Consider the following 16,586-nt stretch of genomic DNA (forward strand, 5'->3'; position numbering starts at 1 on the left):
CCCGGCCCCGGCGGCACTCCGAGGAAAGGACCAACCCCCGTGCCGGTCACCACCATCACCGCCGTCGAGAGCACCGACCTCTTCGTCGGCCCCGAGGACGCCCCGCGCCAGGTGCTGCGGGTGACCCTCGAGGGCCCGGCCGCCCGGATCACCGTCAGCGGAACGGGCGTCCGAGGCGAGGCGACCGGCACGGGGCCGGTCGACGTTCCCCTGGAGATCACCGCCGCCTCGCCGGGGGACCGAGTTCCCTTGACCGTACGGGCATCGACCAGTGAGGAGCCGGCCGTCCTCGAGGTCGCGGAGCCCGGCTGGACGATGCACCTGGTCTCCCACTTCCACTACGACCCGGTGTGGTGGAACACCCAGGCCGCCTACACCTCCCCCTGGGAACTACTCTCCGCCGACGCCACCACCCGGCCGCTCTGGGAGCGCAACGGCTTCGCCCTCGTGGACGCCCACCTGGACCTCGCACTGCGGGACCCGGTGTACAAGTTCGTGCTCGCCGAAGTCGACTACCTGAAGCCGTACTTCGACCAGCACCCGGAGCGCCGCGAAACGCTCCGCCTGCTGCTGGAGCGCGGGCAGGTGGAGCTCGTCGGCGGCACCTACAACGAGCCCAACACCAACCTCACGGGTGCCGAGACGACCATCCGCAACATCGTCTACGGCATCGGCTACCAGCGTGACATCCTCGGCGGTGACCCGCAGACCGCCTGGCAGCTCGACGTGTTCGGGCACGACCCGCAGTTCCCCGGCCACCTCGCCGCGGCCGGCCTCACCGGCAGCGCCTGGGCCCGCGGCCCGTTCCACCAGTGGGGACCGATCCAGAAGAACTTCCGCGAGGCCAAGGACGACGCCCGGGTGATGCAGTTCCCGAGCGAGTTCGAGTGGATCGCGCCCGGCGGGGCGGGCGTGCTCACCCACTACATGCCCCACCACTACTCGGCCGGCTGGTGGATGGACTCCTCCCCGGACCTCGCCACCGCCGAGCAGGCCGTGTACGAGCTGTACCGCAAGCTCAAGCCGGTCGGGGCGACGAAGAACCTGCTGCTGCCGGTGGGGACGGACTACACCCCGCCGAACAAGTGGGTCACCGAGATCCACCGCTCCTGGGCCGCCAAGTACCTGTGGCCGCGCTTCGTGTGTGCCACCCCGCGCGACTTCCTGGACGCCGTCCGGGCCGAACTCGACGCCACCGGCGGCCGACCGAGCCCGCAGACCCGCGACATGAACCCGGTGTACACCGGCAAGGACGTCTCGTACATCGACACCAAGCAGGCCCAACGCGCGGGCGAGGTCGCGGCGGTGGACGCGGAGAAGCTCGCGGCGCTCGCCGCCGTGAACGGACTCGGGCGCTACCCCGGGGCCGCGCTCGACAAGGTGTGGCGCCAACTCGCCTACGGCGCGCACCATGACGCGATCACCGGCTCGGAGTCGGACCAGGTCTACCTGGACCTGCTGGGCGGCTGGCGGGAAGCGTACGACCTGGCGTCGGCCGTCCGGGAGTCGGCGCTGGACGCGCTGACGGCACGGATCTCGACGGTGGGTGTCGGGTCGGCGGTGGGTAGCTCTGCGGCGGGCCTCGGGTCGGCGGTGGTGGTGACCAACACGCTCTCCTTCGACCGGACGGACCTGGTGGCCGTCGAACTCCCCCACGGGTTGCGGTCGGCGCGGGTGCTGGACAAGACGGGCACGCCCGTGCCGAGCGCCGTCGACCGGGGGACGCTGCGCTTCCTCGCCGAGGACGTCCCCGCGCTCGGCTGGCGTACCTGGTGGCTGGTGGACGGCTCTGCCGACCCGGCGTGGACGGCTGCCGAGGGTGCGGTGATCACCAGCGGGCGGTACCGGGTGACGGCCGAACCGGCGCGCGGCGGCGGCCTCAGCTCGGTGTACGACCGGCTGCACGAAAGGGAGTTGATCCAGGAAGGCCGCCTCGGCAACGAACTGCGGGTGTACGAGGAGTACCCGCAGCACCCGGACTTCGGCGAGGGCCCCTGGCACCTGGTGCCGAGCGGCCCGGTGCTCGGCTCGGGCGCCGTGGCCGGGGAGGTCCGGAGGGAGACCGGACCGCTCGGTGAGCGGCTGGTGATCGGGGGGACGGTCGACGGCGTCCGCTACGAGCAGACGGTCACGCTGTGGCGCGGCCTGGACCGGGTGGACTGCCGGACCAGGCTCGTCGACTACTCCGGCGCCGACCGGCTCCTGCGGCTGCGCTTCCCGGTCGACGTGCCGGGCGGGCTGCCGGTCAGTGAGGTCGCCGGAGCGGTCATCGGGCGCGGCTTCGCGATGCCGGACGTCGACTCGGCGCAGGCGCCCTGGACCCTGGACAATCCGGCCAACACCTGGTTCAGCCTGGGCGCCACCGCCCGGGCCGTGCTCACCGACGCGGCGGGGAAGGTGACCGGCGCCCGGGCACTCGGGGTCGCCGAGGTCGTCGTGCCCTCCCTGGACGACTCGGCCGACGCCCGCCCGCTGGTGGTCGCGCTCGCTCGGGTCGGGGTCACCGCCACCACCTCGGGGGCGGACTGGGCCCGGTACGGCTGGCTCGACGTCGACTCCAACCTGCCGGACTTCCGGATCGTCGTGGGTGGACCGGAGGACAACGAGGCCGCACAGGAGTTGATCGATCGGGCGGGAGAGGAGTACGGGGCGGTCCTGAAGGCGCACGGCGCGGTGTGGGTGCCGGCCCTGACGCCGCTCGCCGAGGTGTGGCGGCCGGACGCCGACCTGCGGGACCTGCGCGCCCTGCCCGCGCTGGTCGTCTCCGACGTACCGGCCCTGGTGGACGACCTCGCGGACGCGCGGATCACCGCCGTCTGCCCTTCTCCGGTCCCGGACCGACTCGCCGACCACACCGTGGCGTTGCTCAGCTTCGGCCTGCCCGGCTTCGCGGTGGACACCACCGGTGCGCTGCACCTTTCGCTGATGCGCTCCTGCACCGGCTGGCCGTCCGGCGTCTGGATCGACCCGCCCCGGCGTACCCTGCCGGACGGTGCTTCCTTCCAACTGCAGCACTGGACCCATGAGTTCAGCTACGCGCTGGTCGGCGGCGACGGCGACTGGCGGGCGCAGACCCTGCCCGCCCGGGGGCAGGAGTTCAACCACCCGCTCTACGCGAGGGTCGTGGAGACCCAGGAGGGGCCGCTGCCGGCCACCCTGTCCTGGCTGCGGGTCGAGCCCCAGCGCGAGGTGCTGCTGGGCGCGCTCAAGCCGGCCGGGAACCCGATCGCCCACGGCTCGGCCGCGCCCGATCTCAGCGACCGCGCGGCCGGCGGCGACCTCACCGTCCGGCTGGTCGAGTCCACCGGTCTCGGGCGGACGGCCCGCCTCGGCGGCGCGCTCGGGCTGGACGGAGTGCGGCCGGCCGACCTGCTGGAACGCCCGCTCGGGGAGGCGGCCGAGATCCTGGACCTCGCCGGTTCCCAGATCGCCACGCTGCTGGCGACTCCTGCGGTCCCCGCGCTGGCCGCCCCGGCCGACGGGCCCGTGCTCGGCCCGGTCGCCGAACCCGCCCAGCCCGTCCACGCCCGCTACTGGCTGCACAACCGGGGCCCGGCCCCGTTCGGCTACCTGCCGGTGTCGGTCGGTGCCTCGCCGGGGCTGTTGCGGACGGCGGGGGAGGCGGTGACCTTCTCGGTCGCCCTCTCCTCGCAGCTCCGCGACGCCGCCGTCGAGGGCACGGCCGTCGTCCTCCCGCCCGAGGGCTGGACGACCGGCCTCGGCAGCCGCCCGTACCGCCTGGAGCCCGGCGGCCACCTGCGCTTCGCGGTCACCCTCACCCCGCCGTCGGACGCCGAGAGCGGGCTGCACTTCGCCGCCGTCCGGATCGAGCACGACGGCCAGCAGATCGAGGACGTGGTCACGATCGCGGTCGGCGACCTGCCCGAGCTGCTGCCCGTCCCCGGGGACACCCCCGAGGACTGGACCGCCGCCCAGGGCACCAAGGCCGTGACCGCGCGGGACACCGGCCTGTCCGTGGACGTCACCGCCGAGTCCCTGCACCTGGCCCCCGGCGGCCGCACCAGCCTCGGCCTCACCCTCACCAACCGGACGCGCGGCGAGATCCGGGGCGAGCTCCAGCTGGTCTCCCCCTGGGGCACCTGGGAGGCGGTCGCCGACCCGGTCCGCGGCTTCACCGTCCCGGCCGGGGCCTCCGTGACCGTCGACTTCGCCGTCGCCGCCCCCGAGTCCATGGACCCCGGCGCGTACTGGGCGCTGGCCAAGGTCATGTGGTTCGGCCGCTGCCAGTACGCCCCGACCGTCGCCCTGGTGGTGGAAGCATGATCCTCGGCCTGCTCGACGGGCGCCCCCTGCCCCGCACCGCCCTCGACGAGCGCCTCGCCGCCCTCCGGAACGGTCCACGCTCCACCGCCCTGCCCCGGCCGGGAAGTTCGGAGGACCGCCAGCTCATCAGGTGGGTCGCCCAGGTGCTGCTGACCGAGGCCCTCTGCGAGGCGGTCGCCGCGGAACGCGAGCTGCCCGTCACCGCGTCCGTCACCGCGTCCGGCACCGAATCTGTCGCCGCGTCCGCTACCGCACCCGGCCCTGCGTCCGTTACCGCACCCGGCCCCGCCCGGCTCGACCAGCGGGCCGCCGTCGAACTCGGCTCCATCACCGCGGCCGCCTACGAGGGCAGCGCAGCCGTCCGCGCCGTCTACGACTCCGTGACCGCCGAGGTCGAGCCCTCACCGGCCGACGTCGCCCACTACCGCGCGCTGACCGGCCGCCCACCGGTCACCCGCTGGCACCTCGTCCTCCCCGACGGCACCTTCGAGGCCGACCCCGACACCCTCCCGACGGCCCTCGCCGAAGCCCTCCGCACCGCCCCACCCGGCGAGTGGGTCACCGTCGGCCCCTGGACGGCCCTGCTCCTCGCCACCCTCGCCATTCCCCAGGACCCCGACCCGGCGCCGGCACTCCGGGATGCTGCCCGCCGCGTCGCCTTCGTCCGCTGGCTCGACCGTGAACGTGCCCAACGCCTCACCCTGGTCGAAGGGTTGGAACACCCGGGAGACCCTGCCCAGCCCGACAACCACCACCGCCACTGAGCGGAGGGTGCCCCCGCTCGCATTCGCCGCCGCTCGCCTCCGCTCGCCCCCGCGAATTCCGTTCCACCGAGAACCTCGCGGGTGGGAAGCTGCAGCCTGCTCGACCGATGGACGGCAACGCGGCGGCGAGTACCGCGCCACGGCATCAGGGAGGCCCGCATGGCTGACTACTTCCCGTACCGCATCGTGACCGGGAAAGGGGACTTGACGCTGATCTGGCGGCCAGGAGAGGGCGACGCCCCCGATGCGCTCCTCGTCGACGAACGCGGAAAGCTCCTTGCGTTCGAGGAGCTCGCGCCGCTGCAGGAGTACTGCGATCGCAAGGGCTGGGAACTCACCTGGGAGGGCGAGGGCACCCTCGAACTGCGCCGCGTGCGGCGGTGGGTCGAACATCCGGAGCTCGGCCCGGCCGCGGAGGGCCAGCTGCTGGACGCGTGGAACTTCTTCGAAGACCTCTCCCGCAGCGTGAAGGCCGGACCGACCCTTCCCGGCCAGGGACCGATCCACGACAGCGCCTACGAAAAGCTCTTCGGCGGCGCAGCCCTCGACCCGACCGCGGGGGAGGACGCCTGGACGGAGGAGGAGACCGCAGCCGTCCGCGAACTCCTCCGGGCGGGACTGGACCTCTGGGAACACGCCGCGCACGGGCCCGGATCCGGCACGAGCACGGTGGTGCTGATGTGCGGCCCGCCGGGGTCGGGCAAGACCACCTACGCGCTGGACCTGGTGCGCCGCCTCGCGGTGCGGAACGGCGAGGACGGCGCGAACGCCGTCACCGTGGACCGGCCGCTGTTCGACCGCTACCTGGCCGACTTCCAGACACCGGAGGGAGAGGGTGAACAGGTCGTCGTGCAGGCCTGATCCTGCGGCCCTTCGCTCCGTGGGGCGGAGGGCCGCAGGGGCGGCTCGTGGGGACATAAATGGGTGGAAGAGCCGGAGATCCAGCTGATAGCTTCTCAATCGACCGTGACACAACCCGAGGAGGTGAGACCCGTGAACGCTGTACCGATACGGGTGCTCCCCCTTGCCGTCACGACTGGCGATTGATGTAGATCTCGCCGGGAGCGCCCCTTCGACAAGACACTCTCGAAGGGCAACTGCCATGAACGCTTTCCTTCTCACCGCCGAGTCCACCACCGACGGAATCGTCGAACGCGATTTCACCGTCAACGGCGTCCCCGGCGTCCTCTGGTCCCCCGAGTCCGGTGCGGACCACGCGCCCCTCGTCCTTCAGGCCCACGGGGGCGGCAACCACAAGAAGCACCCCGCGATGTCCGGCCGGGCCGCGCACCTGGTGCGCGACTGCGGGTACCACGTGGCCGTCCTCGACGCGCCCGGTCACGGTGACCGCCCGCGCACCGAGCACGACGAGCGGGAGACAGCCGCCCTGTTCGCGGCCCGGGCGGCCGGTGAGCCGGAGGGGCCGATCGTGGTCCGCTACAACGACCACCTGGCCAAGCTCGCCGTGCCCGAGTACCGGGCGCTGCTGGACGCCCTCCAGCAGCTGCCGGAGATCGGAACGGACGGCCCGGTCGGCTTCTGGGGCATCAACATGGGCACCGCGATCGGCGTTCCGTTCGTGGCCGCCGAGCCCCGGATCACGGCCGCGGTGTTCGGCCAGCACTGGCCCCACGTGCTGGCCGAGTACGCGAAGCGGATCACCGTTCCCGTCGAGTTCGACCTCCAGTGGGACGACGAGCACATATCCCGCGAGGAGGGTCTGGCGCTCTTCGAGGCCTTCGCCTCGGCGGAGAAGTCCCTGCACGTGAACTCGGGCAAGCACAAGGAGCTGCCGCGCTTCGAGGTCGAGAGTGCGGTCCGGTTCTTCGCCCGGCACCTCGGCCGGGCGGTGAACGCGTCGGCCTGACGCGCGGTCCGCAGGTCCGGTGGGCAGCACGCGCCAGTATCGTGGCCCGATGTCAACGATCAGGAAGTTCCAGGTCACCTTCGACTGTGCGGAACCCGAGCGCGTCGGCCGCTTCTGGTGCGAGGTGTTGGGGTACGTCCCGCCGGAGCCACCGAACGGGTTCGCCACGTGGGAGGACTACGAGAATTCCCGGCCCCCTGAGGAGCGGGGTTCGTGGTTCGCCTGCAGCGATCCGACGGGGGTCGGTCCGCGACTGTACTTCCAGCGCGTCCCCGAGGGGAAGGTCGCCAAGAACCGGGTGCACCTCGACGTGCGGGTCGGTACGGGGCTCGTGGGCGAGGAACGCCTGGCCGTACTTGAGGCCGAGTGCGAACGCGTGCTCGCGCTGGGCGCCGTGCGGGTGCAACTGCTGTACGACGGCCACGATTCCTGCATCTCGATGCAGGACATCGAGGGCAACGAGTTCTGCCTGGACTGAGGTGCCGCCGGGCGGCCGCTTCGCTCCCCGCTCCCCGGAGCGAAGCGGCGATCCGCAGTACGGTCAGCCGCGCCGGATCCGCCACGGAGACGGCCTCGCGGCGGGCGAACGGGTGCAGGGCCGGACGAGCCGCTGGTACGGCACGGAACTGGAGTGCTTCCTCCTGTCCCGTCCGTGACGCCCGCCCGTCGCCGAGGGGCTGCGGCTCGGGTGCCGACTGCGGCGTTTCGTCGGTATGGCCGGGCGATCGACGGTGCGCGTGGGTTCGCCGATCTGCCGCACTTCCTCGCGCGGAACGCCGGGGTACCCAGGGTCGCTTTCGAGGCGTGAGCTGCGCCACAACGGTGAGTGTTTTGCATGAACCTGACATGGGCGTTCATATCATCGAAACGCTTCGCACAACTTCGGTTGATTGCGTAGCGCCCACAGCTGCCCGGAAACACAAGACCCGGGCAACGCAGAGGAAAGGCACCACGAATGCGACGCATCACCATGACGGTCGCCAGCCTGCTGGCGACCGGCGCGGCCTCGGCGATCCTGATGGCCGGCACTGCTCAGGCCGCCACCACGGACACCGTCCTGCTCGGCTCGGTCCACCTGACCAAGACCGACTCCACGGGCACCACGACCTCGGCCGACCTGTCCTGTTCCGCGGTCCAGGGCGACTCCGGCTTAACCTCCGTCACCGGCACGGGCACCGTCACCAGCCCCGACGCGGCCTGCCGTGAACTGGTCGGCTTCAACGGCGACTTCAGCAAGCTGCTGGTGCACCCCACCTGGATGGTCATGGCCCTCCAGGCGCCGGTCACCGCCACCGCGCACGGCAGTTGGGGCGCGACCGGCGTCAACTGGTCGCACACCTACGTCAACGGCAGCGAGCTGACCAAGTACACGGGTGACGTGTTCGGTTTCTGAGCTCTGAGCTCGGCAGTGTCCCTGCACTGACGGCGTGGCCGCTCCCGGGTTCGGGAGCGGCCACGCTCGTTCCGGCACCCTCCGCGCGTCAGGCGCCGGTGCTGCCGCAGAACTCCGCCTCCAGTTCCTTGGTGAAGACCGAGATCGGGCCCCACTGCTCGCTGTCGGCCCAGTCGCCGTTGACCTCGGCGGACAGCAGGTGGCGGCCGTCGCGGGTGCCGAAGGTGTAGGACCACGAGCCGTTGATCGCGCCGCCCATGCCCCACACCTGGCCGCAGGAGAGGGTGAGGGAGGCGACGCCGAGGCCGTAGTGGGACTGCGGGATCCACGCGTTGCCCGGGTCCTGCATGGTGAACATCTCGGCCGCCTGGGCGGGCGGCAGCAGGCGGCCCGCCAGCAGCGCCTGGAAGAAGGTGCTCAGGTCGCCCGTGGTGGAGATGAGGTCCCCGGAGCCGTAGCCCCAGGACGGGTTGAGCTCGGTGACGTCGTACTCGGGGAGGGTGGGGGCGTCCATCGAGCCGAGCTTGGAGTAGAAGCGGCCGTGCGGGCCGTGGATCCCGGTGTCGTCGCCGGTCGGCTCGTAGGTGCTCTTCAGGTGCAGCGGCTTCACGAAGCGGTCGGTGATCTCCTGTGCGAGGCTGTGCCCGGTGGCCTGCTCGATGACCAGGCCGGCCAGCACGTAGTTGGTGTCGGAGTACCGCCAGTCGGTGCCGGGGGCGAAGTCGGGCTTCACGCTGGTCCCGAGCCGGACCAGCTGGCGCGGGGTGAAGCTGTCGAAGCGGTGCTGGAGGAAGGGCAGCCCCTGGAAGTCCTTGCTGACCTGGTCGGCGACCGCGAAGTTGGCGACTCCGCTGGTGTGGTTGAGCAACTGGCGGAGGGTGATCCGGGACCCGTCGTAGCCGTTGCCGTCCACCAGGCCGGGCAGCCACCGCTCGACGCTGTCGTCCAGGCTCAGCCGGTGCTCGGCCTCCAGCTGGAGCAGCGCGGTGGCGACGAAGGTTTTGGTGGTGCTGCCGATCCGGAACCGGTCCTGCGGGCGCAGCGGCCGGCCGGTGTTCAGGTCGGCCGTGCCCGCCTGTCCGAACCAGGTCGCGCCGTCGTTGCGCACCTCGGCCATCGCGCCGGGCAGACCGGCCGCGGTGACCGCCTGGTCGAGGGTGGCCTGCAGGCCCTGGTGTCCGCCGGCGGAGGCGGTGGCAGGGGCGGAAGCGAGGGAGGCGGTCGGGGCGGCGGTCAGCAGGGTGCAGGCCGCAACGGTGGCGACAGCGGCGCGGGTGATGTTCTTCATGGTGGGTCCCCCCGGGGTGTGTCGGGCTTTCGTCGTCGGTGGAGAACGTACGGCCGAATTCGGGAATCTCTCAACATGTGATTGTCCGGATTCGTCTCAATCCGCAGGTCAGTGACGGTCAATCATTGCAACGAGACTGTCGATGAATGCAATCATGATTGCAATCGTCCCCGGCGGCCGGATACTCGTCCCGAGGCCCGACGAAAGGAGCCACCCGTGCCAGGCACCAGGCTGAGCCAGCAGGACCGTGTCGCGATCGCCACCGGCCTCGCCGAAGGGCTCGACTACGCCGCGATCGCCCGGCTGATCGCCCGCCCCACCTCCACGGTGACCCGGGAGATCGCGCGCAACGGCGGACCCGGCCGCTACCGTGCGCACGCCGCCCAGCGCGCCACCGCCCGCCGGGCCCGCCGCCGACCGGGCGCGGTCCGGCCCGCCGGGGGCACTGCGACGGTGCCGGACGGGCGTGATCAGGCGGCCGTCGCGGAGTTCGCCGACCGCTTCGCCGCCCTGTTGGTGCAGCTCGGCCTGCCGCGCATGGTGGCCCGGGTCCTCAGCTGCCTGTACGTCACCGACAGCGGCACCCTGAGCGCCGCCGAGCTGGTGCAGCGGCTCGGCGTCAGCCCGGCCTCGGTATCCAAGGCGGTCGGCTACCTGGAGGACCAGGAACTGATCCGCCGGGAACGGGACGGCCACGGCCGCCGCGAGCAGTACGCGATCGACTCGGACGTCTGGTACCGCTCGATGCTCGCCAGCGCCCAACGCAACGCCCTGTTGGCCGAGTTCGCCCGCGACGGCGCGGACCTGCTCGGCGCGGCCACGCCCGCCGGACAGCGGCTCGACACGGCCGCGTCCTTCCTCTCGGAGATCGGCACCGACCTGGTCCGGGCGGTCGAGCGGCGCCGGTCCGGCAACGGGCTGCTCTGACCGGTCGGCCTCAGGGGCGTCCTCAGGGGAAACCCCGAGGGGATCTGCGGGGCGGAAAGGGGATCTTCCCCGAGGGTGGAGGGGAAAGCGCTCCTGACCGGCTCTCAGGCGTCGCGTCACCGCCGTCGCGATCGACGAGATCCGTTTGGAGTGCTGCACCCGTGAATTCCTGTGCGAGCCGACACCGTTGGATCCGACTGCTGGCCGGGGGCGGCTCTGGGCGGCGGGGGCCAGCGGGACGGGCCGCCCGCCAGTCGAGCCGACGCCGCCGCGCCGGTGGCCGTAACGGGCCGTTCGAGGAGTCCTGATCCACTGTTCGGGCGAACGGCTCAGGGGGCGGGGCGCAGTACTGCCGGGGTCGGGCCGTCGGGGCGGACGGTGATGCTGAAGGCCTGGCCGTCCGGGCGGGACTGGAACTCCAAGGGGCCGAGCGGTAGCAGGAGTTCCAGCAGGGCGGTGGTCTCCCGGAGGGCGAACTGGGTGCCGAGGCAGGCGCGGGCGCCCAGGCCGAAGGGGAGGTAGGCGCCGAGTTGGGTGGGGCGGGTGGCGCCGGGGGAGAAGCGGGTGGGGTCGAAGCGTTCCGGGTCGGGCCACAGGGCCGGGTCGCGGTGGGTGAGGTACGGGCAGACCAGCACGTCGGTGCCGGCGGCGATGCGGTGGCCGGCGATCACGTCGTCCTCGACGGCGTGCCGGGGGAGCATCCAGGCGGAGGGGTAGAGCCGGAGGGTCTCGCTGACCAGGGCGTGCGGGTCGGCGTCGCGCGCCCCGGGGTTGCCGTCGAGCAGCAGGAACAGCCAGGTGAGGGTGGTGGCGGTGGTCTCGTGGCCGGCGACCAGCAGGGTGACCAGCTCGTCGCGGATCAACTGGTCGGTGTACTCGGGGTGTTGTTCGGCAGCGTCGATCAGGACGCGCAGCACCCCCGGCTCCGGGGCGTCCGAGGTGCGGGCCGCCTCGATCGCGGCGCGGGCGACGGCGTCGATCCGGGCGAGGTCCTCGGCGACGGCGTCCCGGGCGTCGGCCGCGTTGGTCGGCAGGGTCGGCATCGCGGCCACCACCCGTTCCACCGACCGCAGTTCGGTGTCCGTCCGGTCGTCCAGCTCCAGGCCGGTGAGCGCCCGCCAGACGGTGTCCAGGGCGAAACCGCGCATCTCCTCGCCGACGTCGAAGGTCTTCCCACTGCGCCGGTACCCCTCCCAGCGCTGCGCCGTCCGGCGCGCGGCGGCGGCGATCCGCCGCTCGTAGCGGCGCATGCCCGGGCCCGTGAACTGGGACTGCAGCAGCCGCCGTTGGCGCTTCCAGGCGTCACCGGTGGCTGACAGCACGCCGTTGCCGACCAGCATCCGGGCCCGGTGCGAGCGCTTGACGTACCGGTCGGGGTGGCGGCCCAGCACGTGCTGCACCGCGGCCGGGTCAGTGACCAGTACGGTCGGCGTGGGGCCGAGCCGGAAGGCGGCGATTCCGCCGATGCCGCGCTGGGCCCGGGCGAGCAACTCGACCAGCTGGGCCTCCTCGGCGCGCCACTGCTCGACGGCCTCAGGGGCCAGTTCGGGTACCGGGATGGCGTCCGTGGTCACGGCTTCTTCCTTTCGCAGCTACTGGCGTGGCGTCAGCTCTACGGTTACGCCCGCACCAGTCTTCCACCCCGGGTGACGGCGGCTGCCCCGCCCACGGCTGCGCCGCGGTCCGTCCCCCTCGACGGGCCGCGGCGCAGCGGTTCAGGTGGTGTCGGAGCGTGTGGCTCAGACCGCTTCCCAGAGGGCCGGGACGATCGGCGGCTCCCAGCCGGCCTGGGCGGTGTGGCTCTGGACACAGCGGTAGCTGACGCCGTTGTAGGTGACGATGTCGCCGGCCTGGTAGGTGGTGCCGGGGGTCCAGGCGTTGCCGGGGTTGGGGTTCCCGCCGCCCACGACCAGGGTGAAGCTGGTGGTGTGGGTGGCGGAGCCGGTTCCGGTGACGGTGATGCTGTAGGTGCCGGCGGCGGTGGACGCCGCGGTGGCGACGGTCATCGTGGCCGGGGTGCCGGACTGCACCGAGGACGGGTTGAAGGAGACCGTCACCCCGGCGGGGGCGCCGGTGGCGGTCAGGTTGACCGTCTGGGCCGAACCGGAGGTGGCGACGGTCGCGGTGGTGGAGGCGCCGGGCTTGACGGTGGCGGTGGCGGGGTTCACCGAGAGGGAGAAGTCGTTGGCGGGGGTGGTGCCGCCGACCGAGGTCTTCCAGAGGGTGTAGGCCACGCCGTTGGCGTTGCGCTTGAGCGCGGTGGCGTCGACGTTGCTCGTGGTGTCGCAGGACTGGTGGTAGCAGGAGTCGTACGACTGGCCCGCCGCGCCGCCCCACTTGGCCGCCTGCGCCGAGGTCTTGACGGCGCTGGCGCCGGCCGCGTAGCCCGAGGTCGGGACGCCGGCCTGCTGGAAGGAGTAGTCGTCGGAGCGGCCCTGGCCCTCGACGTTCTCCTCCGGCTGGAGGTTGAGCGAGTCCCAGTAGGCCTTCATCGGCGCGGAGGCCGCGGAGGTGAGGTTGTTGATGAAGTAGCCGGCGTTGGGCGAGCCGACCATGTCGAAGTTGTAGTAGGCCTTGATCGCCGAGCGCTGGGCGGAGCTCAGCTGGCCGACGTAGTACTGCGAGCCCTGGAGGCCCTGCTCCTCACCGGTCCACCAGGCGAACCGGACGTGCCGGGTCAGGGTGGGGTTCTGTTGGGCGAGCGCGAGGGCGTTCTCCAGCAGGACGGCGGAGCCGGAGCCGTTGTCGTTGATGCCGGGGCCGGCCGAGACGCTGTCCAGGTGGGCGCCGAGCATGGTGACCTGGTCGGACGGGCCGCCGGGCCAGTCGGCGATCAGGTTGTTGGACTGGTAGGTGCACGAGGTGCAGGTTTGCTCGCTGACGGTGAAGCCGGCGGCCTGGAGCTTGCCCTTGATGTACGCCACGGACTGGCTGTGCCCTGCGCTGCCGGCCCGGCGGTTGCCGCCGTTCTGGTTGGCGATGGTGTTCAGCTGGGCCAGGTCGGCCTGGATCTTGGCGACGTCGATGTCGGGCGCGGGCCCGCCGGGTGTGCCGCCGCCACCGACGGTCAGGGTGTACTGGGCGGTGTGGGTGGCCGCGCCGGCGGTGCCGGTCACGGTGATCACGTACGTGCCGGCCGGGGCGCCGGAGGAGGCCGACAGGGTCAGCGTCGCGGACGAACCGGCCTGCACGGAGGAGGGGTTGAGCGTCGCGGTGACCCCGGTGGGGGCGCCGGTGGCGGTCAGGTTGACGGTCTGCGCGGTGCCGGAGGTGACGGCGGTGGAGACGGTCGCGGTGGTCGACGAGCCGGGCTGGACCGAGCCGGAGGCCGGGCCGAGCGCCAGCGAGAAGTCGTTGTTGCCGGACGGCGTGCAGGTCGGGTCACCGCTCTGCGCGGGCACGCTGATGGCGTCCCAGGCGGCTTTGGTCCGGTTGTAGAAGGTGCAGCTCGGGTCGAGGTTCCTGGCCGCGGTCAGGGTGGTGGTGCGGTAGCGCTTGTAGGTCATGCCGCTGGTCTTGAGCAGCATGCCGCCGTACCAGACCTGGCCGGCCTGCTTGGCGCCGATGCCGGTGACGGTGGAGCCGTCGCAGGTCGGGCTGGTGGGCTTGCCGTTGCCCGGGCTGGAGCCGTTGGACAGCAAGTAGAACCAGTGGTTCAGCGGACCGGCCGCCGCGTGCACCTCGGTGCTCGGGATCGAGGATGAGTAGCAGTCCGGGTCGTTGTTCACCAGCGAGGGCTGGTAGAGGTTGCGGATCGGGCCCTGGCCGACCAGGTTGATCTGGCGGCCGACCTGGTAGTCGGGGTAGTCGTAGGGCGCGGGCTCGTTGTTGTACTCCTTGGTGAGCGAGCCGAAGATGTCGCCGGTGCCCTCGCCGAGGCCGTTCTCGTTGTTGGCGCCGCCGGGGGTGTACTGGTCGATGCCGTGGCCGAACTCGTGGCCGACGACGTCCTGGGCGCCGATCCACTGGCCGGCCTGGTTGTGGCCGATGGAGACGGAGCTGCCGTCCCAGTAGGCGTTGACGTCGTTGAGGCCCATCTTGATCGGCCAGCTGCCGCCGTTGCCGTCGTGGCCGTTGCGGCCGAGCCAGTCGCGGAGCATGTCCCATTCCTTCTGGGCCGCCCACATGGCGTCGCCGCAGCCGGTCTCCCGGCTGGCGGGGTTGCCGTTGCCCCAGGAGTCCGAGGACTTGGTGAACACCTGGCCGGTGTCGTTGTCGGAGCAGGACAGTCCGGGCCGGCTCGGGTCGCGCAGCGAGTACGAGCCGCCGGAGTTGGTGGTGCTGATGGTGAGCGGGCCGGGGCCGTTCCACTTGCTGTTGACGGTGCCGGCCTCGACGTCGTCGTAGCTGTCGACCACCTCGCCGGTGGCGGCGTCGACGAAGACGTGCAGGTGGCTGGGAGCGCTCGCGGTGCGGCCGGTCAGGACGGTCTCCCAGGCGAGCCGGCTGGTGCCGTCCTTGACCCGGACGACCAGGCGGCGGGAGTCCACCTTGTCCACGGTCGGCAGCTTGGTGCGCGCGGTCCTCTCCGCGTCGGCCGCGCTGATCTGCGGGGTCGTCGAGCCGCCGACCGGTCCGGTGGCCGCCGACTGCAGGCCGCGGACCTTGCCCTGCCCGTCGGCGAGTACCACGGCATCACCGCCGATCACCGGCAGGCCTCGGTAACTGCGTTCGTAGGAGACGGAGTAGAGGCCGTTCAGCCAGGGCGTGACGGTGTGGCGCTCGTAGGCCTCGCCGGGGCCCTTGGCCAGTGCGTCGGTGCCGGCCGCGGCGGCCGCGTCGGCGGCGTTGACGGCGGCGGCCAGGGCGCTGGGTGCGGGGGAGGGGGTGGGGGCGGCGGCGGCCGTCCCGGCGGTGGCGCCGACCAGGCCGGCCAGCACGGCCAGGGTGGTCGCCGTGGTCAGCAACCGCCTTGGGGAAACTCTGCGTTGCATCGAGGCTCCTCGCATGTGGGGGTCCTCGACCGCGGACGGCAAGGCTGGTGGCGCACCGCAGGCCGCGTCTGGGGGACGGCCGTGCGGGCCGTCCGCGCTCGGGTGCCCGAACACTCACATGGCGTCATGCTCGGGTCAATGGCTGGTGCGGGCCGGGCATAGGGTTGGCAAATTCCGTCAAGGTGCAGGTGCCGTTTCGCGTCAAGCTGGGGTTTCGCTCAAGTGGTTGAGACCACGTCGTGTACGGGGCGGGAGCCGTCGAGTACCGTCCTGCTCGTCGGACTCGTCGCAGGGCCCCGCTCCGGGGCCGGTCTCCGGGGAGGCAGCCCGTGTACCGGAACCCTTCGGCCTCGGCGGCGGCGCGGGAGCCGCGGCCCCCGTCCGAGCGCGGAGACCACGGCCCGGGCGCCTGGCGGGAGTTCGGCGCCCGGCTGCGGCACTGGCGGCGCCGGGCCGGGCTCACCCAGGCGCAGCTCGGCGCCGGGATCGGTTACGACCACACCGCGGTGAGCAAGATCGAGCACGGCGCCCGTCGGGTCACCCCGAGGATCGCCGAGCGGATCGACGAACTCCTCGGCGCCGGAGGTGAGTTGCTTTCGGCTTGCCTGCGCGCCGAGACCGCCGAGTTGCCGCTGCCCGACCCCTTCGTCCCGTTCGCCGCCGTCCTGCTGCGGCCGCCGCTGCCGGGCGGTGCGGACGCCGCGGCCGACGAGGAGCTGCTCCCCGCGCCGACCCGGCTGCCGGACTACGGACTGCTCTGCCCCCTGCACGACGCCGACGGCTGCGCCGTCCCGCCGCCGGAGGAACTCGCCGCCCTGCACGCCGAGTTCTGCGCCGCCGATCCGGCCGCCGCGCCGCCGCTGGAGGCCGCCACCGCGCATGCCCTCGCCGGGCTGCTCGCCGCCCAGCTGCGTGCCGGCGAGACCGGCGCCCAGCCGGGCCTGGTCGCCGCTGTCGAGCGCACCCTGCGCGCGGTGCTGGCCCGGCTGGCCCGCTGCGGTCCACCAGGCGTAGGCGGTCTCGAACTCCTCCCACAGCCGCCTGGCTCCGTACTGGCGCACCTGGTGCTCGCGCTCGCCTCGCGGAACGTCGTCGCCGAGCCAGGCCGGTTCGGTCAGCGAGTACAGCC

The 16,586-nt window shown here is 72.4% G+C and carries 11 protein-coding genes; 8 read left to right on the top strand and 3 right to left on the bottom strand.

What is annotated here, in order from left to right:
- Nucleotides 1-39 precede the first annotated feature (39 nt).
- The 6 genes from HS99_RS36770 (at nt 40) to HS99_RS36795 (ending at nt 8,308) form a co-directional block, all read left to right on the top strand.
- Nucleotides 40-4,284, top strand: a complete 4,245-nt coding sequence (locus HS99_RS36770; protein WP_030550922.1) for a glycoside hydrolase family 38 N-terminal domain-containing protein — start codon at nt 40-42, stop codon at nt 4,282-4,284.
- Nucleotides 4,281-5,048 (top strand): DUF7158 domain-containing protein, encoded by a 768-nt coding sequence (locus HS99_RS36775; protein ID WP_030550920.1) that lies wholly within the window; start codon nt 4,281-4,283, stop codon nt 5,046-5,048. The genes HS99_RS36770 and HS99_RS36775 overlap by 4 nt, the downstream gene beginning before the upstream one ends.
- Before the next feature lie 159 nt (nt 5,049-5,207).
- Nucleotides 5,208-5,909: an ATP-binding protein gene (locus HS99_RS36780; protein ID WP_232543008.1), complete on the top strand. Its 702-nt coding sequence runs from the start codon at nt 5,208-5,210 to the stop codon at nt 5,907-5,909.
- A gap of 241 nt (nt 5,910-6,150) precedes the next feature.
- Entirely contained in the window at nt 6,151-6,915 is a 765-nt protein-coding gene (locus tag HS99_RS36785) for an alpha/beta hydrolase family protein (protein ID WP_030550916.1), read from the top strand.
- Between the two features lie 49 nt (nt 6,916-6,964).
- On the top strand, nt 6,965-7,393 hold the full coding sequence (locus HS99_RS36790) for a VOC family protein (RefSeq protein ID WP_030283505.1): 429 nt from the start codon (nt 6,965-6,967) through the stop codon (nt 7,391-7,393).
- A 477-nt stretch (nt 7,394-7,870) separates the two neighbouring features.
- Nucleotides 7,871-8,308, top strand: coding sequence for an SSI family serine proteinase inhibitor (locus tag HS99_RS36795; RefSeq protein ID WP_050366939.1), 438 nt, complete (start codon nt 7,871-7,873; stop codon nt 8,306-8,308).
- 88 nt (nt 8,309-8,396) lie between these two features.
- On the opposite strand, the gene HS99_RS36800 is transcribed toward HS99_RS36795, so the two are convergent.
- A complete protein-coding gene (locus tag HS99_RS36800; RefSeq protein WP_030550914.1) occupies nt 8,397-9,596 on the bottom strand; it encodes a serine hydrolase domain-containing protein in 1,200 nt (399 codons plus the stop codon).
- A 216-nt stretch (nt 9,597-9,812) separates the two neighbouring features.
- Between HS99_RS36800 and HS99_RS36805 the strand changes: the two genes are divergently transcribed.
- A complete protein-coding gene (locus HS99_RS36805) occupies nt 9,813-10,523 on the top strand; it encodes a GbsR/MarR family transcriptional regulator (protein WP_030550912.1) in 711 nt (236 codons plus the stop codon).
- Between the two features lie 329 nt (nt 10,524-10,852).
- Here the strand turns inward: HS99_RS36805 and HS99_RS36810 are convergent, their stop codons facing one another.
- A complete protein-coding gene (locus tag HS99_RS36810) occupies nt 10,853-12,097 on the bottom strand; it encodes a cytochrome P450 (RefSeq protein WP_030550910.1) in 1,245 nt (414 codons plus the stop codon).
- Nucleotides 12,098-12,262: 165 nt separating this feature from the next.
- Complete coding sequence (locus tag HS99_RS36815; RefSeq protein WP_050366940.1) at nt 12,263-15,457, bottom strand: M28 family peptidase; 3,195 nt, start codon at nt 15,455-15,457, stop codon at nt 12,263-12,265.
- Between the two features lie 329 nt (nt 15,458-15,786).
- On the opposite strand from HS99_RS36815, the gene HS99_RS44370 reads away from it, so the two are divergent.
- Nucleotides 15,787-16,586, top strand: an 800-nt coding sequence (locus HS99_RS44370; RefSeq protein WP_170066680.1) for a helix-turn-helix domain-containing protein, incomplete at its 3' end; no start/stop codon positions are given.

Origin of the sequence: Kitasatospora aureofaciens (genome assembly GCF_001188955.3) — a bacterium.
Lineage (GTDB): Bacteria > Actinomycetota > Actinomycetes > Streptomycetales > Streptomycetaceae > Kitasatospora > Kitasatospora aureofaciens.